General features: G+C 38.7%; 26 protein-coding genes. 21 read left to right on the top strand and 5 right to left on the bottom strand.

The annotated features are described in order from the left end of the window. Positions 1 to 11: 11 nt before the first annotated feature. The 6 genes from RI196_RS13120 to RI196_RS13095 all read left to right on the top strand — a co-directional run bounded on the left by RI196_RS13120 (position 12) and on the right by RI196_RS13095 (position 5,634). Positions 12 to 1,283: a peptidase U32 family protein gene (locus RI196_RS13120; RefSeq protein ID WP_063388000.1), complete on the top strand. Its 1,272-nt coding sequence runs from the start codon at positions 12 to 14 to the stop codon at positions 1,281 to 1,283. A gap of 195 nt (positions 1,284 to 1,478) precedes the next feature. Further along, on the top strand, positions 1,479 to 1,955 hold the full coding sequence (gene greA, locus RI196_RS13115; protein WP_063388001.1) for a transcription elongation factor GreA: 477 nt from the start codon (positions 1,479 to 1,481) through the stop codon (positions 1,953 to 1,955). Positions 1,956 to 2,025: 70 nt separating this feature from the next. Next, entirely contained in the window at positions 2,026 to 3,783 is a 1,758-nt protein-coding gene (locus RI196_RS13110; RefSeq protein ID WP_063388002.1) for a peptidoglycan D,D-transpeptidase FtsI family protein, read from the top strand. A gap of 53 nt (positions 3,784 to 3,836) precedes the next feature. Continuing rightward, positions 3,837 to 4,505 carry a YrrS family protein gene (locus tag RI196_RS13105; protein WP_063388003.1) on the top strand — a complete coding sequence of 223 codons (669 nt, stop codon included), beginning with the start codon at positions 3,837 to 3,839 and terminating at the stop codon, positions 4,503 to 4,505. Between the two features lie 109 nt (positions 4,506 to 4,614). Then, positions 4,615 to 5,310, top strand: a complete 696-nt coding sequence (mtnN, locus tag RI196_RS13100) for a 5'-methylthioadenosine/S-adenosylhomocysteine nucleosidase (RefSeq protein WP_063388168.1) — start codon at positions 4,615 to 4,617, stop codon at positions 5,308 to 5,310. Positions 5,311 to 5,400: 90 nt separating this feature from the next. Continuing rightward, complete coding sequence (locus RI196_RS13095; RefSeq protein WP_063388004.1) at positions 5,401 to 5,634, top strand: YrhC family protein; 234 nt, start codon at positions 5,401 to 5,403, stop codon at positions 5,632 to 5,634. 461 nt (positions 5,635 to 6,095) lie between these two features. On the opposite strand, the gene sigK is transcribed toward RI196_RS13095, so the two are convergent. Both sigK and RI196_RS13085 read right to left on the bottom strand, forming a co-directional pair. Further along, positions 6,096 to 6,815, bottom strand: a complete 720-nt coding sequence (gene sigK / locus RI196_RS13090; protein ID WP_063388005.1) for an RNA polymerase sporulation sigma factor SigK — start codon at positions 6,813 to 6,815, stop codon at positions 6,096 to 6,098. 278 nt (positions 6,816 to 7,093) lie between these two features. Further along, on the bottom strand, positions 7,094 to 7,234 hold the full coding sequence (locus RI196_RS13085; protein ID WP_063388169.1) for a sporulation histidine kinase inhibitor Sda: 141 nt from the start codon (positions 7,232 to 7,234) through the stop codon (positions 7,094 to 7,096). Between the two features lie 316 nt (positions 7,235 to 7,550). Between RI196_RS13085 and RI196_RS13080 the strand changes: the two genes are divergently transcribed. From RI196_RS13080 to RI196_RS13045, 8 genes are read left to right on the top strand one after another with little or no spacing between them, the layout of a single operon-like run. Next, positions 7,551 to 8,066, top strand: coding sequence for a YqeG family HAD IIIA-type phosphatase (locus tag RI196_RS13080; RefSeq protein WP_063388006.1), 516 nt, complete (start codon positions 7,551 to 7,553; stop codon positions 8,064 to 8,066). Further along, positions 8,066 to 9,172, top strand: a complete 1,107-nt coding sequence (gene yqeH / locus RI196_RS13075; protein WP_066250545.1) for a ribosome biogenesis GTPase YqeH — start codon at positions 8,066 to 8,068, stop codon at positions 9,170 to 9,172. The genes RI196_RS13080 and yqeH overlap by 1 nt, the downstream gene beginning before the upstream one ends. Before the next feature lie 26 nt (positions 9,173 to 9,198). Next, positions 9,199 to 10,044: a shikimate dehydrogenase gene (aroE, locus tag RI196_RS13070; protein WP_066250548.1), complete on the top strand. Its 846-nt coding sequence runs from the start codon at positions 9,199 to 9,201 to the stop codon at positions 10,042 to 10,044. Then, on the top strand, positions 10,041 to 10,337 hold the full coding sequence (gene yhbY / locus RI196_RS13065; protein ID WP_063388009.1) for a ribosome assembly RNA-binding protein YhbY: 297 nt from the start codon (positions 10,041 to 10,043) through the stop codon (positions 10,335 to 10,337). The genes aroE and yhbY overlap by 4 nt, the downstream gene beginning before the upstream one ends. A 22-nt stretch (positions 10,338 to 10,359) precedes the next feature. Next, the gene (locus RI196_RS13060; RefSeq protein ID WP_066250550.1) at positions 10,360 to 10,929 is read left to right on the top strand and encodes a nicotinate-nucleotide adenylyltransferase; all 570 of its coding nucleotides are present in this window, start codon (positions 10,360 to 10,362) and stop codon (positions 10,927 to 10,929) included. After that, positions 10,919 to 11,479, top strand: coding sequence for a bis(5'-nucleosyl)-tetraphosphatase (symmetrical) YqeK (gene yqeK, locus RI196_RS13055; RefSeq protein ID WP_063388011.1), 561 nt, complete (start codon positions 10,919 to 10,921; stop codon positions 11,477 to 11,479). Before RI196_RS13060 ends, yqeK begins: the two co-directional genes overlap by 11 nt. Positions 11,480 to 11,492: 13 nt before the next feature. After that, the gene (rsfS, locus tag RI196_RS13050; protein ID WP_063388012.1) at positions 11,493 to 11,846 is read left to right on the top strand and encodes a ribosome silencing factor; all 354 of its coding nucleotides are present in this window, start codon (positions 11,493 to 11,495) and stop codon (positions 11,844 to 11,846) included. Beyond that, positions 11,834 to 12,583 (top strand): class I SAM-dependent DNA methyltransferase, encoded by a 750-nt coding sequence (locus tag RI196_RS13045; protein ID WP_235600443.1) that lies wholly within the window; start codon positions 11,834 to 11,836, stop codon positions 12,581 to 12,583. The genes rsfS and RI196_RS13045 overlap by 13 nt, the downstream gene beginning before the upstream one ends. Before the next feature lie 72 nt (positions 12,584 to 12,655). Here the strand turns inward: RI196_RS13045 and comER are convergent, their stop codons facing one another. Beyond that, a complete protein-coding gene (comER, locus tag RI196_RS13040; RefSeq protein ID WP_063388014.1) occupies positions 12,656 to 13,480 on the bottom strand; it encodes a late competence protein ComER in 825 nt (274 codons plus the stop codon). Positions 13,481 to 13,575: 95 nt separating this feature from the next. Here comER and RI196_RS13035 point away from each other — a divergent pair, with 95 nt between their 5' ends. Genes RI196_RS13035 through RI196_RS13025 form a run of 3 tightly spaced genes read left to right on the top strand, consistent with a single transcriptional unit; the run spans position 13,576 to position 17,194 of the window. After that, entirely contained in the window at positions 13,576 to 14,265 is a 690-nt protein-coding gene (locus RI196_RS13035) for a helix-hairpin-helix domain-containing protein (protein ID WP_311066346.1), read from the top strand. Positions 14,266 to 14,298: 33 nt separating this feature from the next. Beyond that, positions 14,299 to 14,859, top strand: a complete 561-nt coding sequence (locus RI196_RS13030; protein WP_063388016.1) for a ComE operon protein 2 — start codon at positions 14,299 to 14,301, stop codon at positions 14,857 to 14,859. A gap of 25 nt (positions 14,860 to 14,884) precedes the next feature. Then, positions 14,885 to 17,194 (top strand): DNA internalization-related competence protein ComEC/Rec2, encoded by a 2,310-nt coding sequence (locus RI196_RS13025; RefSeq protein WP_311066345.1) that lies wholly within the window; start codon positions 14,885 to 14,887, stop codon positions 17,192 to 17,194. A gap of 100 nt (positions 17,195 to 17,294) precedes the next feature. Here RI196_RS13025 and RI196_RS13020 read toward each other — a convergent pair whose 3' ends face one another. After that, the gene (locus tag RI196_RS13020) at positions 17,295 to 17,426 is read right to left on the bottom strand and encodes a YqzM family protein (RefSeq protein ID WP_065095531.1); all 132 of its coding nucleotides are present in this window, start codon (positions 17,424 to 17,426) and stop codon (positions 17,295 to 17,297) included. Between the two features lie 288 nt (positions 17,427 to 17,714). On the opposite strand from RI196_RS13020, the gene holA reads away from it, so the two are divergent. Next, positions 17,715 to 18,767 (top strand): DNA polymerase III subunit delta, encoded by a 1,053-nt coding sequence (gene holA / locus RI196_RS13015; RefSeq protein ID WP_311066344.1) that lies wholly within the window; start codon positions 17,715 to 17,717, stop codon positions 18,765 to 18,767. Between the two features lie 15 nt (positions 18,768 to 18,782). On the opposite strand, the gene rpsT is transcribed toward holA, so the two are convergent. Then, positions 18,783 to 19,049: a 30S ribosomal protein S20 gene (rpsT, locus tag RI196_RS13010; RefSeq protein ID WP_063388018.1), complete on the bottom strand. Its 267-nt coding sequence runs from the start codon at positions 19,047 to 19,049 to the stop codon at positions 18,783 to 18,785. Between the two features lie 195 nt (positions 19,050 to 19,244). Between rpsT and gpr the strand changes: the two genes are divergently transcribed. From gpr to RI196_RS12995, 3 genes are all read left to right on the top strand, one after another. Next, entirely contained in the window at positions 19,245 to 20,339 is a 1,095-nt protein-coding gene (gpr, locus tag RI196_RS13005; protein WP_063388171.1) for a GPR endopeptidase, read from the top strand. A 74-nt stretch (positions 20,340 to 20,413) separates the two neighbouring features. Continuing rightward, positions 20,414 to 21,583: a stage II sporulation protein P gene (gene spoIIP, locus RI196_RS13000; protein ID WP_311066343.1), complete on the top strand. Its 1,170-nt coding sequence runs from the start codon at positions 20,414 to 20,416 to the stop codon at positions 21,581 to 21,583. Between the two features lie 23 nt (positions 21,584 to 21,606). Beyond that, positions 21,607 to 21,954, top strand: coding sequence for a DUF3679 domain-containing protein (locus tag RI196_RS12995; RefSeq protein WP_063388020.1), 348 nt, complete (start codon positions 21,607 to 21,609; stop codon positions 21,952 to 21,954). Positions 21,955 to 22,036: the final 82 nt, after the last annotated feature.

The raw sequence follows: 22,036 nt of genomic DNA, 5'->3' as shown, positions 1-22,036 counted from the left end.
GAGGAGTTCGCATGCCGGTTGTGAAAGATAAAATTTCAACAATTATCAACGGCAAAAGGGTCATAACGAAAAAACCTGAACTTCTTGCACCTGCCGGAAATTTGGAGAAATTAAAAATCGCCGTCATGTACGGTGCTGACGCCGTCTTCATTGGCGGACAAGAGTACGGCTTGCGTTCCAATGCCGATAATTTCTCTATTGAGGAAATTAAAGAAGGAGTTCAATTTGCTAATCAGTACGGGGCAAAAATATATGTGACGACAAACATTTATGCACATAATGAAAACATTCCTGGACTCGATCAATATTTAAAAGCGCTCGAAGATGCAGGAGTGTCAGGGGTCATTGTCGCAGATCCCCTCATTATTGAAACGTGCAGAAAGGTAGCTCCAAAATTGGAAGTCCACTTAAGCACTCAGCAATCCCTTTCGAATTGGAAAGCTGTCCAATTTTGGAAGGAGGAAGGTTTGGAGCGGGTCGTTCTAGCACGGGAAACGAGCGCTGAAGAAATTAGAGAAATAAAAGAAAAAGTAGATATTGAAATCGAAACGTTTATTCACGGCGCGATGTGTATTGCCTATTCAGGCCGCTGCACATTAAGCAATCATATGACAGCGCGAGATTCAAACAGAGGAGGATGCTGTCAGTCCTGCCGGTGGGATTATGATTTATATGAATATTATAAAGGCAAAGAAGTGCCTATGTTTGATGAGCAAGACTCGCCATTTGCAATGAGCGCTAAAGACTTAAAATTGGTTGAGTCGATTCCGAAAATGATTGAAATGGGGATCGACAGCTTGAAAATTGAAGGCCGCATGAAATCCATTCACTATGTTGCAACTGTTGTCAGTGTATATCGCAAAGTCATTGATGCATACTGCGCCGATCCCGATCATTTTGTCATGAAACAGGAATGGCTGGAAGAATTGGATAAATGCGCGAACAGAGAAACGGCTCCTGCCTTTTTTGAAGGAGTGCCTGGTTATCAAGAGCAATTATTTGGCACTCACAGCAAAAAAACAGCATACGACTTTGTCGGGCTTGTGCTTGACTGGAATCCAGAAACGAAAATGGTGACATTGCAGCAAAGAAACCATTTCAGACCCGGTGACGAAGTAGAATTTTTCGGTCCGCAAATTGACAATTTTCGCATTGTCATCGATAAAATTTGGGATGAAGATGGAAATGAATTGGATGCAGCAAGACATCCTTTGCAAATAATCCGCTTCAAGTGCGAGCATCCGCTATATCCGTATAATATGATGAGAAAAGAGACAAGATAGGGGAAGAATCTGGATTTTTTTATAAAAAAGCAAAACGTTTCTTGAACTGCCGATTATTTTGTAATAACATATCATAGATAAATATTTCCTTCTATAACTATGTTATAAAAGATTCTTTTCTGTCGAAAGAACGGCAGAAAAGTTCTTTCATTTTTTAGGAACCATTAGGGGGATATAAAGAAAAGGAGGACTATTATGGCGGAAGAAAAGGTATTTCCTATGACGAAAGCTGGGAAAGAAAAACTTGAACAAGAACTTGAGTATTTAAAAACGGTAAAGCGAAAAGAAGTTGTAGAACGAATAAAAGTGGCAAGATCATTTGGCGACCTATCAGAAAACTCTGAATATGATTCAGCAAAAGAAGAGCAAGCTTTTGTAGAAGGACGCATTACAACGCTCGAAAATATGATTCGCAATGCGAAAATTATTGAAGAAGACACAGAAAATAAAACAACTGTTTCACTTGGAAAATCTGTTACGTTTATTGAATTGCCTGATGGAGAAGAAGAAACTTATACAATTGTCGGAAGTGCAGAAGCAGATCCTTTCGAAGGGAAAATTTCCAATGATTCTCCGATGGCTAAAAGCCTGCTCGGCCGTCAAGTAGGGGAAGAAGTTGTAGTTCAGACGCCTGGCGGCGATATGACAGTCAAAATTGTACGTGTTGATTAATGTTGATAGCCTTTTAATATAGTTTAAGATGTGCGCACCTCGTCGAAAATATAAGACGAGGTGTTTTTTTATGAATAAGCGAATAAAATATATAGGCGTCTTCATCATTTTGTTAATGGGTGTTCTCATATATAGACTTGCGCAAATTCAACTGCTTGAAACCGAGTCATTTTCAGAACAAGATGTCAATTTGATGAAAGAAAGCGTCAAACAGAGGACACAAGAAGTAATTATAGATGATGGGCGGGGGCGATTTATTGATCGTGAAAATAAACCTTTGAACGAAACATATTTGCCTACGCTCGTTTTATTTCCATTTCTGAAAAATTATCAATGGCCGATCGATCAATTGGCGGCAGCCATTTCTGTTCGCAAGGATGAAATCGAACAATTATTGAAAGGAACGAAAAATGAACCTATTTTGTTGAATAAAGAAAAAGGATTTCAACTTGATGAACAGGATATAAAAGCCATCAATAAGTTAAAAATTCCGGGAGTATTCGGCATCTTTATGAAAACAGAGCAATCAGACAATATTGCTTCCCATCTTATTGGGATGACAAGCGAAAATGAAACAGAATGGAAAAAAAGATACCCTGACAAAGAGATCACGTCATTAAGTCCTGAAGTAGGCGTGACTGGACTGGAGGAGGCGTTTGATGAATTTTTGCAGCCGGAAGATGCGTCAAGACTTTTATATCATGTTGATGGTCTCGGCAGGCCTCTTTTCGGCGTCAATGTAAAATATATTGCCGATTCCAATCCATTTTACCCAATTGCCGTTCAAACAACGATTGACAAACATTTGCAAGAAAAAGCTGAACAAATTTTAACAAAACATCAAATAAATGAAGGCGGCCTCGTTCTGTTAGACATTGAAAACAGCGAAGTAGTTGCAATGGCCTCCAAACCGGATCTGGACCGGAATGATCCAAAAACATATGAAAATAAAATGCTTTCGGCAATGTTTCCTGGTTCTGTTTTTAAAACCGTTATCGCTGCAGCAGCGATCGACACAAACATGATCAAACCGGAAAGAACATTTAATTGTGACCGGAATGTCTACGGCCAAACAGAAAAAGAGGAAGAAAAGCGGGCTGGAACGCTTACGTTTGAAGAAAGCTTTGCGAAAAGCTGCAATTATGCGTTTGCTACGATCGGTCAGGAATTAATACAAAAAAAGAGCAATATAATTGAGGAATACGCAGAAAAGCTTGGCCTTCTCAGCTTCTCAGGCTGGTCGGGAAAAGTATACCATTACGATCAATTTAAACAATTTCCAAGGGAGCAAAGAGGAACGATTTGGGGAGATGACAGCGACAAAAGGTCAGCAAAGGCCATCGCACAAACCTCCATCGGACAAAAAAATGTAAAGGTTACTCCTCTAGCTGTCGCGAATATGATGGCTACAATTGCTCGCGGAGGAGAAAAAAGAGAAGTGAAAGTCGTGGATAAAATTTTATATAAAAACGGAGAAACGATGTATACATTCAAGAACCATTTGATGAAAGGAGAAAAAATTTCCCCTGCAACATCATCAAAATTAACGGATCTCCTGCTTCAAGTAGTCGCTCATCCTGATGGAACCGGCAGAGCGTTTCAAAGCTTGCCTGTTAAAGTAGCCGGCAAATCAGGCACTGCCGAAACGGGAACATTGAACGACAATGGAAAAAAATTATATCATAAATGGTTTGCCGGTTTTTTTCCTGCGGAACATCCGAAATATGCCTTAGTTGTTGTTGATATGAACAAAACGAGCGGTAGAGCAAAGACAAATGATGTTTTTTACGAAATGGTTGAACAGATTTATAATGTTAATGAAGAATAAAGTATGTTAAAATAATAACTCAAAGATTGGAGAAACAAAGGAGTTGACGGGGAATGGCGGGTTCTCGTTATGAAATTCGGGATAAAAAACGAAAAACGAATTTGATTTTAAATATTTTAATTGGAATTGTCGCCTTACTCATCCTCGTTATTGCTTCTCAGCTTTTTTTGGGAGGCGGTACTGAACAAGCGAATTCCAACAGTGAACAACAAAAAGAGCAATCAAGCTCATCTAAAAATATCGAAGAAGAGACAGCTGAACAATCTAACGATCAGCGGGAAGAAGAAAAAGCAGCTGAACAGAATGAAAGTAATGAAATTAAGGAGGAAGAGGACGAAAATACACAATCAGCAAATGAAGAAAAGGAATCGAGCGATGATCCTTTTGAAGGTGCAACAGTAACTGAAGGAGAAGCGGGTTCCGATGTTGAACAAATCATTGAAAATCCAAATTGGAAACCGATCGGAACAGTCCAGACAGGTGAGCACGTTACGACTTATAAAAAGTCATCTGTAGATTGGAAGGAAATGGAGAAAGCATTAAGCTATGCAACAGGTGTTTCTCTTGAAAATATGCAGACCCTTTGGATCGGCAATAACGGAAGCCCGAATGATGCGAAAGGAACGATTCAAAACAAAGCAGACGGAAAAAAATATAGAGTATCCATTACATGGATAGACGGAGAGGGCTGGAAACCGACTAGAGTTGAAGTATTAAAATAGACTGAAAAACAAAAAAGACCCTCATGTGTAAAAAGCTGACTGTCAAACACTTGAGGGATCTTTTTTTATGATTTTTATAGCTATTCATGATAGAAAGGAATGTTGGAATATGAAAATTGCAATCATTGGTGCAATGGAAGAAGAAGTTCGCATCCTGCGCGAGAAATTGGATTGTACAAAAGAAGAGGAGATTGCAGGCTGCAGTTTTATGATTGGAAAATACAATCAAACTGATACGATTTTATTAAAATCAGGAATTGGAAAAGTGAATGCAGCCGTAAGCACAACTTTGCTGCTGGAGCGATATCAGCCGGATTATGTGATCAATACCGGCTCCGCCGGAGGATTTCATGAGTCTTTAAACGTAGGGGATGTTGTCATATCCACAGAGGTTCGCCATCATGATGTAGATGTGACGGCTTTTGGATATGAATATGGTCAAGTTCCCGGGCTTCCTCCATCCTTTAAGGCCGATGAAAAACTGATTGAAATCGCTGAAAGAAAAGCAAAAGACATTTCAGGAATTCAGACGGTAAAAGGGGCGATCGCAACGGGGGATTCTTTTATGAACGACCCCGATAAAGTAGCTTTTGTCCGGTCTAAATTCAGCCATTTGTACGCTGTTGAGATGGAAGCTGCTGCTGTCGCGCAAGTGTGCTACAAATTTCAAACGCCTTTTGTCATCATCCGGGCGCTCTCAGATATCGCCGGAAAAGAGTCGAACATTTCCTTTGAACAATTTTTAGACAAAGCGGCTTTCAATTCATCGGAATTGGTTCTGAAAATGATTGAAGAACTAAGTTGAATGTAAATGGAAACTATTACAAGCCTATCAGCCCGAATCGATATGTTATTCTTTTATAATATAGAATAACTAATTCGATTAGGTGATATCATGGAGGAGAAAAAATTAAAAGAATTAATAGAAGACTATAAGCATTTTGCTCTCGTTCTGCTAGCTGTCGGAACCTTTTTATACATCGGAATATGGATTCCTAATCATTCACCTCGGACAAATATACAAGAAATAATGCTAATCGGAACTTCAACGATGATGTTAGCCAGTTCTATTCTATTTTTTAAATTGTCATCGAAATATCAAAAAAAGCTTGATAAATTGCAATCTTAATCATTTCTTGAAAAAGGGCTCAAAAAAGTCAGTATAGCTGACTCTTTTGAGCCCCTCTTTTTTGATAAAACATTAGGTGAATGAAGGCGGCATTGTTCTGTTTCATATGAAAACAGCAACTAGCGCTGCAATAAAGGCTGCCTTTTTACAGATTGAAAGCAGTTGTAATGGGCTCTCAACCGTAACGTTCGCATCCTGTCAAATAATGTTACCACCATTTTACGTCAAACAGCGGATTCGCTTTCTGCGATTTTTATTAATCGGTCAATTTTGAGATTCGTTTTTATATCTCGATTTGCGCCAATGCGCTGGAAAACCTGTAGCAAGGTTAATTTTGAGTTTTTATGGGATGTCACATATCGGAAAGCCACTTTAAAATGAATTTTGCAGATATACGCGAGTAAATCATTCAGGAACTCTCGCAAATTTCGCACAAAATCTCGTTGAAAATGCTTTTCCTTTTATTCTTTTGACATCTTTTTTTCTTTTTCATTTCGGTAAAACTCATGAAACATTTTCATAAGTGCCCTTTTTTCGATTCTGGAAACATAACTCCTCGAAATGCCGAGCTCTTTCGCAATTTCACGCTGCGTTTTTTCCTGCTGCGTATTCAATCCAAACCGACCGATAATGACTTCTTTTTCTCTTTCGTCTAGAATCGATAAATATTTCTTAATTTTTTCCAGCTCCATATTCAATTGAATCGTGTCGATAATATCTTCATTTTCTGATTTTAGCACATCTATTAAACTGATTTCGTTTCCTTCTTTATCTTGGCCAATAGGATCGTGTAGGGAAACATCTTTTTTTGTTTTTTTTAAGGAACGGAGATGCATTAAAATTTCATTTTCAATGCATCTTGCGGCATATGTAGCAAGCTTTGTCCCTTTGTTTTCGGAATAGCTTTCAATCGCTTTAATTAAACCAATTGTGCCGATGGATATGAGATCTTCCGAGTCTTCACCTGTATTTTCAAATTTTTTGACAATATGAGCGACAAGGCGCAAATTATGTTCAATTAATATATTTCTTGCTTCGTCATTTCCTTCGGCCATCAGGCGGAGATATTTTTTTTCTTCATTTGGGGAAAGCGGTTGAGGGAAAGCATTGTTTTTTACATATGAAACGAGAAAAACCAATTCTTTTATAAAATAGCTTAGTGCAGTCAAAATTCCAGACATGTTTTTCACCCCCGCATTACGTATTATTAAATTGTATGTGATTGCGGCTTTGTCCTTGTATGTCCTTCATGAAAAAGGGGAAAGAGTATGGAAAACAGCTGAGTTTTAGTTATAATGAGACAGTGAAGAAAAATGGATTGGTATCGGAGATCATCAGTTGAAAGGTATTAAGTCATTGTGGATTGACATCAACGATTATCTGTTAAAGGAGTTTAGCGGCTGTGGAACATGCAGCCATGCGCCGGGGGTAGGTTTTTAAGCAAAAAAAAAAGACACCGCTAAGATGATGCTTTTAATAAGTGAGAGAGCGAGCGGCGCTTTATTTCCAATTCTATTAATTCGATGAATTCTTTGCTAAGCCTCATTTCGGTTGCTTTATAGTAAGATTCAATTAAAAATTCGTCCGATAAATTTTTCATAGAAGCGATCATGTTATGGAGAAAGCACCTCCTTTATTTATTACCATAAATTTACCATGTTTTTTAATAGAGAACAACCGTTCTGTTATCCACAGCCTTCGGTGGAAAAGCTGTGGGTAGTTTGTTTATATACTTTACTAAAGATTGATATGAATAGGTGGATATTGTGTATAAAATTATCCACAGCTGTTGAATATGTTAAAAAATTGTCGAATTTTTTTGTGAAAACAATATTGTTTTGAAAGTAAACTCGAAATTCGGTATGATGAAAAATAGTTTAACAGTAGTCTATTTATTGAATTAAGAGGTGTTCAATTTGCTGAAAAGGTTTTTGCCCGGAGAATATGCGAAAAGCGTTTTTCATATTTATCCTCATTTTTTAAAGGAAAAAGGTATAAAAGGTATTATTACCGATTTAGATAATACTTTAGTAGAATGGGACAGGCCGAACGCAACTCCGAAATTGAAAAATTGGTTTGAAATGATGGAACAGAACGGGATTAAAGTGACAATTGTTTCAAATAATAACGAAAAACGCGTCCGTTCGTTTTCTGAACCGCTGAATATTCCGTTCATTTCGAAAGCGGGAAAACCCCGTGCAAAAGCGTTTAAAAAAGCGGCTGAGCAGATGGGGCTGAAAAAAGAAGAAGTTGTTGTGATCGGCGACCAGCTGCTGACAGATGTTCTCGGAGGGAATCTCTGCGGTTTTCATACGATTTTAGTTGTGCCTGTATCGTCTACTGACGGCTTTTGGACCCGGATCAACAGGAAAATTGAAAGGAAAATTTTAAAATTGTTAAAACAGAAAGGCATGCTGCATTGGGAGGAGTGATGAGTTTGGATGAGAAGGTTTGCGTCGGGTGCGGAGTAAAAATTCAAACGGAAGATCCATCTGAAATTGGATATGCTCCAAAAGCTGCTCTTGAGAAAGAACAGCCGATCTGCCAAAGGTGTTTTCGGCTGAAACATTATAACGAAATTCAAGATGTCTCGTTAACAAATGAGGACTTTTTAAAAATTTTGCACGGCATTGGCAATACGAAAGCTCTTGTTGTGAAGGTTGTCGACATTTTTGACTTTAACGGAAGCTGGATCAACGGCATACAGCGTTTTATCGGCTACAATCCAGTCATTTTAATCGGCAATAAAGCTGATCTCCTTCCAAAATCGGTGAAAAAAGAAAAGGTTATTCGTTGGATGAAGAGAGAAGCAAAAGAGTATGGATTAACGCCATTGGATGTGCTTTTAATCAGCTCAGAAAAGGGACATGGCATTAAAGAAGCGGCAGAGCAAATAGATCATTATCGCAACGGAGAAAACGTGTATGTTGTTGGATGTACAAATGTTGGGAAATCAACTTTTATTAATCGAATCTTGAAGGAGGTTACGGGAGAAGGGGATATCATTACAACTTCCCATTATCCCGGCACAACGCTCAATCTAATTGAAATTCCGTTAGATGACGGCGCAGTTTTATACGATACACCAGGCATTATCAATGATCATCAGATGGCGCACTTTATTGATAAGCGCGACCTAAAGCTTCTATCGCCGAAAAAAGAAATTAAGCCTAGAGTGTTCCAGTTAAATGAAAGGCAAACTTTATACTTCGGCGGATTGGCAAGACTGGATTATATAAAGGGAGGACGTTCCTCCATTGTGTGCTATATTCCGAACAGCATTGACATTCATCGAACAAAACTGGAGAAGGCGGATCATTTATATGCAACACATTTAGGGGAGCTTTTAACCCCTCCTAGAAAAGAAGCAGTCGAATCCTTTCCAGAACTTGTCCCGCACGAATTCACTATAAATGGAAAAAAGAAAGATATCGTGTTTTCAGGTCTTGGATGGGTAACGATCCACGATGGACCGAAAAGAGTTGTTGCTTATGCACCTAAAGATGTACATGTGGGCGTCCGTCATTCATTAATATAAAAACAAAAAGGTGGAGAGGATTTCAAATGGAGCAAGTTTACGGAGTAATAGGCGACCCGATCGGTCATTCGCTTTCCCCTCTCATTCATAACGATGCTTTCGATTACTTAAATATGAATGCCCGCTATCACGCATTTCAAGTAAAAGGGGAAGAGCTTGAACAAGCGGTAAAAGGGATGAAGGCTCTTGGCATAAAGGGGTTTAATGTAACGGTTCCGCATAAAGTGTCAATCATTCCTTTTCTTGATGAGTTGGATGAATCGGCTCAATTGCTTCACGCGGTAAATACAGTAAAAAACGAAGACGGGAGATTAATCGGTTTTAACACAGACGGATACGGATTTTACCTGTCATTGAAAGAGCATATTGACAATACCAATCCCCGAGATTTAAAAGTGCTGCTGATCGGGGCGGGCGGAGCCGCTCGGGCGATCTATACAACGCTGGCGAAAGAAGGCTTTGCGTTCATTGATATTGTAAACAGAACAGCAGAGCGGGCTCATCTGTTAAAGGAAAACTGCAGCTATGAGACAAAAGGAAACGTTTATTCATTCCAACAACTCGATCAAACGTCCAATGAATATGATGTCATCATTCAAACGACATCCATCGGGATGAAGCCGAATATCGAAGAAAAGCCGATTGAATTAACCGGACGCGTTCATGGCGGAACTGTCGTTGCTGATATCATTTATAATCCGCTGAAAACGATGTTATTAAAAGAGGCTGAAAAGCTGGGCCTTAAAACTGTTGACGGAGTAGGAATGTTTGTTTATCAAGGGGCATGTGCGTTTCAAATATGGACGAATGTGGAACCTGATGTCAGTCGAATGAAAAAGCTCGTATATGAAAAATTAGGAGGAAAATCATGACTTTAACTGGAAAACAAAAACGTTTTTTACGCTCTCTTGCACATCATCTGAACCCGATTTTCCAAATTGGAAAGGGCGGAGTAAATTCAAATTTGCTTCAGCAGGTGAACGATTGTTTAGAAGCAAGAGAGCTCATAAAAGTGAACGTGCTGAAAAATTGTGATGAAGACAAAGCAGCAGTTGCTCAAGCACTTGTTGATGGGACAAATGCCCATCTCGTCCAAATCATCGGAAATGTCATTGTTTTATATAAAGAATCAAAAGAAAAAAAACAAATCATTTTGCCTGAATAAACGAACGGATGGTGCGGAAAAATTGGGTAAAATCGGAATTTTTGGGGGGACATTTGACCCGCCCCATAACGGACATTTATTAATGGCCAATGAGGTTCTTCATTCTCTTAATCTGGACAAAATATGGTTTATGCCGAACAATATTCCACCCCATAAACAAAAGGAGCCAGTGACAGAAACACACCACCGGGTAAATATGCTGAAAAGAGCAATTGAAGGAAATCCATTTTTTCAAGTCCAATTAATTGAACTTGAAAGAGAGGGTCCGTCTTTTACGTATGACACAGTGAAAATATTGAAAGAAAGATATCCAAACGAAGAATTTTATTTTATTATTGGATCAGATATGATTGAAAATTTGCCTCATTGGCATCGAATAGAGGAATTGATGGATATGGTGCAATTTGTCGGCGTGAAACGTAACGGATACTCGAATGAGAGCACATTTTTCGTAAAAGAGGTGGAAGTTCCTCAGTTTGATGTTTCCTCTACAATGATCAGAGAGCGATTGAAAAACGGACAAGCGGTGGACTATCTTCTGCCCAAAAAAGTTATTCAATATATAGGGGAGAATCGATTATATGGAACGTGAAAAAGCGTTAGCAGTTGTGGAAAAGGCGATAACGAAACAGCGTTATCAACATACTTTAGGCGTAATGGAGACAGCCATCAGTTTGGCAAAGCGGTACGGCGCCGATGTGAAAAAGGCAGAATTAGCAGCTATTTTTCATGATTATGCCAAATTTCGGCCAAAAGATGAAATGAGAAAAATTATTATTGAACAAAATATGCCGAAGGACTTGCTGGAATATAATACAGAACTTTGGCATGCACCTGTTGGCGCCTATTTAGTCGAGAAGGAAGTCGGCATTTCTGATAAAGAAATTTTAGATGCGATCCGCTACCATACATCCGGAAGAGAAAACATGACTCTTCTTGAAAAAGTGATTTATTTAGCTGATTATATTGAACCGGGTAGAAGCTTCCCCGGAGTCGATGAAGTCAGGGAATTGGCACAAAAAGATTTAAATGAAGCGCTCGTTCAGTCGATATCCAATACGATTGCATTTTTAATGAAGAAAAAGCAGCCGATTTACCCTGAAACGTTTAAAACTTATAATGCGCTCGTAATGAAAAATTGAAGGAGTGAAGTGGATGAATTCGCGTGATATTCTAGCTTTAACTGTTAAAGCAGGCAGCGATAAAAAAGCAGAAGATATCGTAGTATTAAACATGCAAGGAATCTCTCTAATAGCTGATTATTTTATGATATGCCATGCGAATAACGAAAAAAATGTGCAAGCAATTGCCAGAGAAATGAAAGAGAAAGCAGAGGAAAACGGAATTCCCGTCAAGCGTCTCGAAGGGTTTGACGAGGCAAAATGGGTTCTCATTGATTTAGGAGATGTCGTTGCTCATGTTTTCCATAGGGATGAAAGAAGCTATTATAATTTAGAAAAATTATGGGGAGATGCTCCGCGCGAAGAAGTGAGCGAGTGGTTAGCTTGATTTATAAGCATTTTGCATCTGTGTACGACCGATTAATGAAAGATGTTCCTTATGATGAATGGGCGCAATTTTTGCATCAAGCGATTCAACGATATGGAAACGGCGGGAACCGGGTGCTAGATTTAGCTTGTGGAACAGGAGAAATATCGTATAGGATGGCTGAGCTTGGGTATGAGCTAACAGGTGTCGATCTCTCCGGAGAAATGCTCGCCGTTGCCCAGGAAAAGATGATGAAAAAAGGGTTTGATGCGCTCTTTATTGAACAAGATATGAGGGAGCTTAAAGGCTACAAGCCTTTTGATGCGGTGTTATTAAATTGCGATTCCATCAACTACTTGCTGAAGGAAGAGGATGTGGTCAAAACGTTTCAAGCCGTATACGACCACTTGAACCGAAACGGCTTATTTCTGTTTGATGCCCATTCTGTTCATAAAATGGAGAAAATATTTAAACATGCTGTATTCGCTGATAATGATGAGGATGTCAGCTATATTTGGAAATGCTTTGACGGTGAATATCCAAACAGTGTCATTCATGAATTAACCTTCTTTGTGAACAATGGAACGGATTATGTACGGTTGGATGAAGACCATTATCAAAGAACTTTTTCAATTTCTGAGTACCGACATATGTTGGAAAAGTGCGGCTTTACGATCGTTGACATAACGGATGGAATTTTTCAAAGCCCGGACATCGAGCAGGCGGAACGAATATTTTATATTGCGAAAAAAAGTTGAAACCATCGAATGTAATTTTTTTTCGATGGTTTTTTTCATTTTAGCAGGAATTTTCATGAGCCCTGCAGAATATTATTCATTGTCAAATTGATGCCTCACTTTTTGTAAATCTTCATCAAATTTTGCATGGGTGCTTTGAAATAAATGATGAAACATGTCGCCTAGTTCATTTTCAAGCACTTTAATCCCCTCTCCGGTAACTCCCCCTTTTACGTGCACTTTTTCCTGCAATGTCGGAAGCGTGTAATACCCGCTTTCAAGCAGCTTGCCTATGCCGATCATCATCTCGTTTGCTAATTGAACCGCATCCTCTTTCGAAATGTCTGTTTCCGCCTCAGCAGCTTCAATAAATTTTTGCAGCAAAAAGCTGAAAAAAGCCGGTCCGCAGCTGACGATATCAGATGCAACACGGGTAATGTTATTTTCTATTAAGATTGGCTTTGATATTTTTTCAAACATGGAAAGAATGATATTTCTTGTATGTTCGCTGCATCTATTTCCAAATGTCAGCAAAGCAGCTCCCGCTTTAGCCCTGTTTGTTATGCTTGGTATGACTCGGGCTACTTGGCATGGAACAGCCGATTCGATTTGCTCGACTGAAATCGGGCTCGTAATGGAAATTAAACATTGATGTCCTTGTAAACCAGTTTTCAGTTCCTTTAAAAGGGGGTGTATATCTAAAGGCTTAACGCATAGAAATATGAAATCGCTTTGATGAACGACCTCTATACTTGATGTACAAACATGTATTTCAGGATATTTCCGTTTGATGGCATATGCCTTTTGAATCGTTCTATTCGTTATAAACAACGATGAGGGTGTTGATACTTTTGCCTCGCAAAAAGCTTCAATGAGAATACGCCCCATATTGCCGGTTCCTATAAACCCTATTTTCACTTTTCACCCCTCCTTTTTTTAACATTGTTCTCCTACACGATATGTTCTGCTGCCTTATTTTATGAATGAATATTTAGAAAGGGGAATTCATGTGCATGAACCATTTCCTTTTTATAAAAAAGTATGGGGTTTTTTTGTTAATCATTTTCGCTGCCATTTTGTTTTTTATCATCAACAACTGGCGTGATTCAAACGAGATCGAAGTTTCCGATGAACCATTGCTGGAAACGGATGAACGAACGCCGATGCAAAAAAGCAGAGAAGGTGATGACGAAGAAGAGAATGAGCGCCGTAACGAACAGACGACGATGATTTTTATTGATGTAAAGGGGGCTGTTCGTAAGCCTGGCGTTTATGAATTGCCGTCATCCAGCAGGGTGTTTGAAGCAATCGAAAAAGCTGGAGGAATGAATGACCAGGCAGACGGAAATCGTGTGAATCTTGCCAGAAAGCTAACAGACGGTATGGTTGTTTATGTGCCAAAGCTAGGCGAAAAAATTGACGAAAATGCTCTTATGGATGAAAGCGGCGCAAATGCTGATGCTTTACAAAGACCGCAAGAGAAAGAAAAAATCAATATTAATACGGCGACAAAGGAAGAGCTGCAAAAATTAACGGGAATCGGCCCTGCAAAAGCGGAAGCAATTATCGCACACCGTGAAGAAAACGGGCCGTTTCAAAAAGAAGAGGATTTATTGGAGGTTACCGGTATAGGAGAAAAAACGTTTGAAAAGATCAAAAATGAGATTAGCGTTGACGAACATAAAGACTTGTCGATAAACTGAAAAAGAATGTTTACAAAATTCGGAGGGGTAAAAGTGGATCGAATTTCTTGGAATCATTATTTCATGGCGCAAAGCCATTTGCTTGCGCTGAGAAGCACATGTACAAGACTTGCTGTCGGTGCTACGATTGTCCGCGATAAACGGATTATTGCGGGGGGATATAACGGCTCGATCGCAGGAGGAGTTCACTGTATTGATGAAGGCTGCTATGTGATTGATAACCATTGTGTTCGAACGATCCATGCGGAGATGAATGCGATATTGCAATGCGCCAAATTTGGAGTGGCAACAGCAGGAGCGGAAATTTACGTCACGCATTTTCCATGCTTAGCTTGCACAAAAGCGATTATTCAAGCGGGTATTCAAAGTGTATACTATGCAAAAGATTACAAAAATCATCCATATGCAATGGAATTATTTGAACAAGCAGGTGTTCATATAGAAAAAGTCGCATTCGATGAAACGACTTTGGATTTAAAAAATGAAGAAAAGCGCGAATATGTTGAGCAGCTTTTAAATGCTTTAAAACATCTCGGCGTATCAGAAACGGACTTGAAAAAATGGAATGAACAAGCCCGTCAACTTTTCGGCTGATCTAATCGAAAAGGAGGTTATTTTTTTGAGAGGCCAGTGGGCATATGTCGCGATTTCCGCATTGTTGGCGATTGTTTCCGCTACCTCTTTTCCTTCCCTTCTTCCTTTTTTCATTTTTGCTGCACTTCTTTTTTTCTTATGGCTTCAACATAAAAGGAAATTAGCTTTCATCGTTGCTTGCTCGTTTTTGTTCATGCTTCCATATTTTCATTGGTATGATCAACAAAATAAAACAAATTATCACGAAGGCATGTTATCAGCAAAAGGAAAGGTAATCTCCTCTCCTGAAATCGACGGGGATCTGATGACATTTGCGGTCGAGACGAATCAGGGAGAAAAGCTGACGGCCCGTTATACATTGAAAACAAAACAAGAGATGAAAAGTACAAATAATATACGGCCAGGTGATATATGCAATTTTTCAGGAAAGCTTGAAAAACCGAAAAATAACACAAATGAAAATGCGTTTAATTATAAGCGCTATTTGTATTTTCAGCAAATCCACTGGCTGTATAAGCTCGACAAAATCGGGCATTGTACATATAAGCCGTCATGGAAAGATCATTTGGAAAATTACCGGCAAAAAATGATTGAATGGATTCATCATAAATTTCCAGAAAAAACAGCCGGCTTCGTCCTTGCTTTGACGGTAGGCTATCAGAACAATATTCCAGAAGAAGATCTTGCCGCTTATCGAAAGCTAGGGATTGTTCATATTCTTTCGATTTCAGGTCTTCACGTAAGCATATTAATCGCCTCACTTTACATCTTCCTTTTGCGGCTGGGCATTTCAAAAGAACAAACCATTATGATTTTGATTTGCTTCCTCCCCTTTTATGCATTGTTAACAGGAGGTGCTCCGCCTGTCGTCCGCGCCTCTCTTATGGCAGCGCTGATCATGGGAGGAACACTTTTTAAACAAAATATGCCCCTTTCTGATTCAATCTCATTCAGCTTTCTTCTCATGACATTTCTTGACCCGTATGAAGTTTTTCATCTTGGATTTCAGCTTTCTTACGCAGTCACATTTTCGCTAATTTTATCAAGACAAATCTTTCAAAAATGCAGGAATTCATTGCAATTGTTGGCAGCAGTTTCATTTGTTGCCCAAACTGCTTCACTGCCGATTATATGCTACTATTTTTATCAATTTTCTCTATTGAGCTTTATCATGAATATTATGTTTGTGCCGCTATACACGTTCTTTTTGCTGCCGCTTACCATGATCACTCTCATTTTAACCGTAATTTCTTCTTCCATCGGTTCAATATTTGTTTCCCTTCTTCACACTTCTTTTACTTTGTCGTCCAAAACAGCATTATTTTTCAGTAATTTGCCTTTTTTCATGATAACAACTGGAAAACCGACTGTTTATTTATTTTTGCTGCAATGCGTCATTTTTATTGCTGTTTTCTTTCAAATGGAGCATAAGCCGATGAAAAAATGGGGAAAACCGATATTGTGCAGCAGCTTGCTCACTGCATTGCTTTTGATAGCAGGAAAAATGACCATGCCGGGAGAAGTAACAGTTCTTGATGTCGGACAAGGAGACAGCATTTTTATTAGAGAGCCCGGCTTAGGTAACAGTTATTTAATTGATACAGGAGGAATGGCTGTATTTGAAAAAGAAAGCTGGCAGATGCGAAAAAAACCGTTTTCCATCGCATTGGACGTCCTGATCCCTTATTTTCAGTCGAAAGGGGTAGAGGAAATTGAAATTTTGTTTTTAACTCATGGAGACTATGACCATATCGGCGAGTCATTAACCTTAATCAAACAATTTCGAGTAAACAAATTGGTTATTCCAAAATATTTTTCCAGAGAAGAGCTTGAAAAGCAAATAGTAAAAGAAGCGAAAAATCGAGGAATTGAAATATTTGAATTAGAAGCAGGAGATCGGATCACAGGCAGAACAGCTTTCCACGTTCTCTCTCCTTTCACAAAATCGGATTCTAAAAATAATGATTCTCTCGTCCTAATGGCAAAAATAGGCGGGTTGCGCTGGCTGTTTACCGGTGATCTTGAAGAAAGTGGAGAGCGGCACATGATTAAACAATATCCAAAAATGACTGCGGATGTGGTCAAAATCGGGCATCATGGAAGCAGAACTTCGACTAGCGATATATTTTTACAAACAATTGATCCGAAGATCGGGGTCATTTCAGCAGGAAGAAACAATCGTTTCGGACATCCTCATCAAGAAGTATTGAATCGATTAAAAAAACAAAACGTATCCATTTTTCGTACAGATCAAATGGGTGCTGTCCAATACAAATATCGAAAGTCTCAAGGAACCTTTTTATTCTACCCGCCATACGATACATTAACAAAATAGGGCAGTTTTGACAGCTTGAAAATGGAGAGATGATTGGACGGCTGGGTCCGGATTGTACAAGGAGCAAAAAGAAAGAGACTGCCGTTTGCAGCCTCTCTCTTTACGAGCCGATCAATTTAATCGCTGTTGCAATGATAAACAATGTGGCAAAAAAGCCAAAAGAAACAATAAAACCGACGGCAGAATCAACAGCATCATTACGTTTGCTTACATTTTGTTCAAATTCGTTCATCTATACCCCTCCTCATCGTCATAAGTAGTATAAGCGATTTCAGCAAAAAAATCTACATTCTTAAAAATGATTCATGTTAACGATTAACAACTATATTCTTTTTCGAAAGGGAGAATATATGAATGGGTAATCGTTTTTTTGTAAGTGTCCCGGGGCTTACAAAAAACGTTCATATAAATCGGAGGATTGGCTTCGCTGCCAATTCTCCATTATGTTGAAGTGTTGCGAAAAAATTTTTTTCCATATATGATGAATGAAGCACACTTCATTTTTTAGGGGAATCTTAAGATGATTGTCGATTTATGGAATTCATTTAAAAAGAAACAATTTCAGTCTCTTTATTTATTTTATGGAAAAGAATCATTTTTATTAAATGAAACAATTCGCAAATTGTTAACCGAGGCAATTAGTGAAGACGAACGGGAATTTAATTATTCCGTCTATGATATGGAAGAAACAAATATAGAAACGGCTGTTGAAGATGGGGAAACGATGCCGTTTTTAGGTGAACGCAGGATGGTTGTTGTGAAAAATCCTTATTTTTTGACGAGCGAAAAGAAAAAAGAAAAAGTGGAGCATAATCTTAAAAAACTTGAACAATATGTAGAAAATCCTGCCCCGTTTACTGTTTTTGTCTTTTTGCTTCCACATGAAAAAATTGATGAAAGAAAAAAGCTGACAAAACAAATAAAGAAAGCGGCAACAGTAGTTGAAATGAATTCCTTTTCAGAAGAGGAAACAGTCAAATGGATAAAGGAAAAAGCGGAAGCAGAAAATGTGGCGATGGAAAAAGAAGCGATCGATGAGCTTATGGAAAAAACATCTGGCAACTTAATGATCATAGATAAAGAGATGGAAAAATTATGTGCATATGTTGGAAGCGGAAATAAGTTGACTGTAGAAATAGTCAAGCAGCTCGTTGCACGCTCGCTTGAACAAAATGTTTTTGATTTAATTGATGCCGTCGTCAAAAAGAAAACAGAAGAAGCCTTTAAAATTTTTTATGATTTGTTAAAAATAAACGAAGAACCGATTAAAATTTTAAGCCTCCTTACACAACAATTCCGTCTATTATATCAAGTGAAGCAGCTTTCGAAATCCGGTTACGGACAGGATCGGATGGCGTCATCCTTAAAGGTTCATCCGTTTCGCATTAAGCTGGCTTTAAAACAGGAGAAGCAGTTTTCTGCCAGTGAATTGCAGAGCATCATAAAAGCTCTTGCGGAGACAGATTTTGAAATAAAAACAGGAAAAAAAGATAGACAATTAGCGTTAGAGTTTTTGCTGCTGAAGCTGTTTCAGCAAGAAAAAAAGCAATCAACAAGCGGGATAAAAGCTTGATGATTGCTTTTATTTTTATGCTGATAAGCTGTTTAATTTTTTAGCTAAGCGTGATTTGAAACGAGCGGCTGCATTTTTATGAATGATTCCTTTGGAAGCAGCTTTATCAATTTTTTTCGCAGCTACTTTAAACGCTTCTTTTGCTTGTTCAACATCTTTATTTACAACGTACGCTTCAAACTTTTTAATTGCTGTACGCATAGCCGATTTCATTGATGTATTGCGGGCACGGCGTGTTTCATTTGTTTTCATTCGTTTAATAGCGGATTTAATGTTAGCCATTGTTTCACCTCCTACTGACTATATAAAATCAAAGCTGCCGCATTCTTTTTTGGATATAGAACAAAAGTTATTCTATCAAACGGTTTTTTCTTTTGCAATACTAATGTAAATGAAATCCCCCTTTGAAGCTAAGAAATGGGATGAAATGAAATGACTTTGGAAAAAATAGATAAAAATGAACTTGGGGTGACAATGATGAACAATGCGCTTGATTTAAGCAAATATTCAATCAGAACGGATTTGGCGCTTGAAGCGAGAGATTTGGCCCTTGAAAAAAAGAAAGAAATGGAAGGGGTCATCGTTCAAGAAGAAGAGGAAGACGGTATGAAAATTGTCCATATGGACATTACGGATAAAGGTGCTGAGACAATCGGCAAAAAGAAAGGCAAATATTTAACGCTAGAGGTGCAGGGAATCCGCAATAAAGATACCGAACTGCAGGAAAAAGTAATCAAAATGTTTGCAAAGCATTTCAGTTCTTTTTTGGAACAGCTGCAAATTTCTAAAGATGCAAGCTGCTTAGTGGTCGGTCTTGGCAATTGGAATGTCACTCCAGATGCTTTAGGCCCTTTAACATGTGAAAATTTATTGGTCACAAGACATTTGTTTCAGCTTGAACCAGAAAACGTCAAAGAAGGCTATCGACCTGTCAGCGCCCTTGCACCAGGAGTGATGGGGCTAACGGGAATTGAAACATCTGATATTATAACGGGAGTTGTAAAACAATCAAAACCTGACTTCATTATTGCCGTTGATGCATTAGCTGCAAGATCAATAGAGCGTGTAAACAGCACAATACAAATTGCCGATTCCGGCATCCATCCTGGATCCGGCGTAGGAAACAAAAGAAAAGAATTGAGTGTGGACACGATAGGCGTTCCGGTTATATCAATCGGAATTCCGACAGTAGTTGATGCTGTAACGATAACTAGTGATACGATTGATTTTATATTAAAGCATCTCGGCAGAGAAATGCGGGAAGGAAATCGCCCAAAAAATGCGTTGGCTCCGTCTTGGTTTAGCTTTGCTGAAAAAAAGAAGCTGACGGATGAAGATTTGCCTGAGGAAAAAGAGAGAAAGCAGTTTTTAGGGATAATCGGTACACTGGAAGAAAATGAAAAGAGAATGCTGATTCATGAAGTGCTGAGTCCACTTGGACATAATTTAATGGTAACACCGAAAGAAGTAGATATGTTTATTGAAGATATGGCGAATGTGCTTGCGAGCGGTTTAAACATGGCGCTCCATTCCGCGGTGAATGAAGAAAATACCGGGGCTTACACACATTAAAAACAAAGTAAAAGTTCTATTCCTCCCAGTGCTGTCATACATATTTTGTAGACAAGCCTTGGAGGAGGATTTTCATGAAGCATCGCAGAATGGTCGTAACAGTTGATAGGACAAGCTTAAAAAAAATCATCTTAGCGGGATTTTTTTTAATCATTTTTATGTTTTTCATTACAGGGCTTTTGACGTCGATTAAGATTGAATATCGTCCCGCCTCTAGTTCTATTCATGAAATCACGGGAAATATAAACGGCAGAATGTTTCTTCATTTATTAAACTTTGAAAACCATTATTTTTCTCAAGGATTAGAAGAAAGTAAACCGGATTTTTCAGTTTCTTCCGTCCTTTTTCAATTAACGACAAGCATAAATCCTGATGATCCGCGCAGCTTGCTCGGACGGGAGCTTCCAGGGTTTACTTTGTTCGATGGCGACATCATTGTGGCTGGAGAAGGGACGAATTATACGAACATGCCGATTGAATCCGCTCCCCCGACAGAAGTGCTTTTAGAGGAAAGGGAAGCTTCGATTGACAAGCTTGAAGATGTGGAAGGCGAGGAAAAGCCAAAACAGTCTCCTAACTTAACAACAAATGGAAAAAAAGTCGTATTCATTTATCATACTCACACGACCGAATCTTATTATCCTTTATTAAATGGGGCAAAATCTCCTTTTCATTCAAAGGCGAATGTCACATTAGTCGGAGAAAAGTTTGGACAGGAGCTTGAAGAAAGAGGAATAGGAGCGGTTGTGGACAAAACGAATTTTCAAACTGTATTAAATGAGAAAAAATGGAAATATTACAAATCATATGATGCATCAAGACCTGTTGTTCAAGAAGCATTGGCAACGAATCGAGATCTTCAATACATTTTCGACATCCACCGTGATTCACAAAAAAGGGATAAAACAACCATTACGATTAATGGAAAGAGTTATGCCAAAATTGCATTTGTGATTGGCGGGAATAATCCAAATGCTGATAAAAATAAAAAAATTGCACAAAATTTGCACAAATTGTTTGAAAAGAAATATCCGGGCTTAAGCCGTGGTGTGTTTTCCAAAAAAGGCGAAGGAGTTAACGGCGTTTACAATCAAGACTTATCAGAGAATTCGCTGCTGATTGAATTCGGGGGAGTTGATAATAACATGGAAGAACTCAGCAGAACTGTCGAAGCGGTTGCAAACATATTTAGCGAATATTATTGGCAGGCAGAAAAGGTGAGCGGGAGCGTTCAAAACGAGTGACGGCTTGAAAGGAGGAATGTTTGATGGCGAAGTTTATGGCCAAAAGTCTGCTTCTAACCTTCATTATGTTTTTAGGAGTAATAATTGGCATACAGCAAGCGAGCCATGGCATTCAACAAATGAGAGGCTATGAGACGGAAGAGACAGTCGAAGCCGTTCAACTAAAGCAAAAGGACGACGGAAAACTGGAAGCCACGATTTTGGGAAATCAAGTGACAAGCCACGATTTACAAAAAAAGCAGGAGCAGCTTGAAAAAATAGAGGCATTCAATTTCTTCTCTCAAATTGGAAAATCGCTTGCGAATCTAGTGCAAAAAGGAACGTCAGCGATCATTGAAGGAATATTGGAGCTGATTGAAGCATACACCTAAACAAATTTAAAAGAAAGACTTGAAGCAATCCGCAGGTCTAGTCTATTTCAAAACAGGGTTCAGACAGTCATTCTGATCCCTG

The sequence above is a fragment of the Aeribacillus composti genome (genome assembly GCF_031760945.1).
GTDB classification, from domain to species: Bacteria; Bacillota; Bacilli; order Bacillales; family Aeribacillaceae; genus Aeribacillus; species Aeribacillus composti.
Note: the sequence above shows the minus strand (reverse complement) of the source record. Positions and strands in the feature narration are given on the sequence as shown.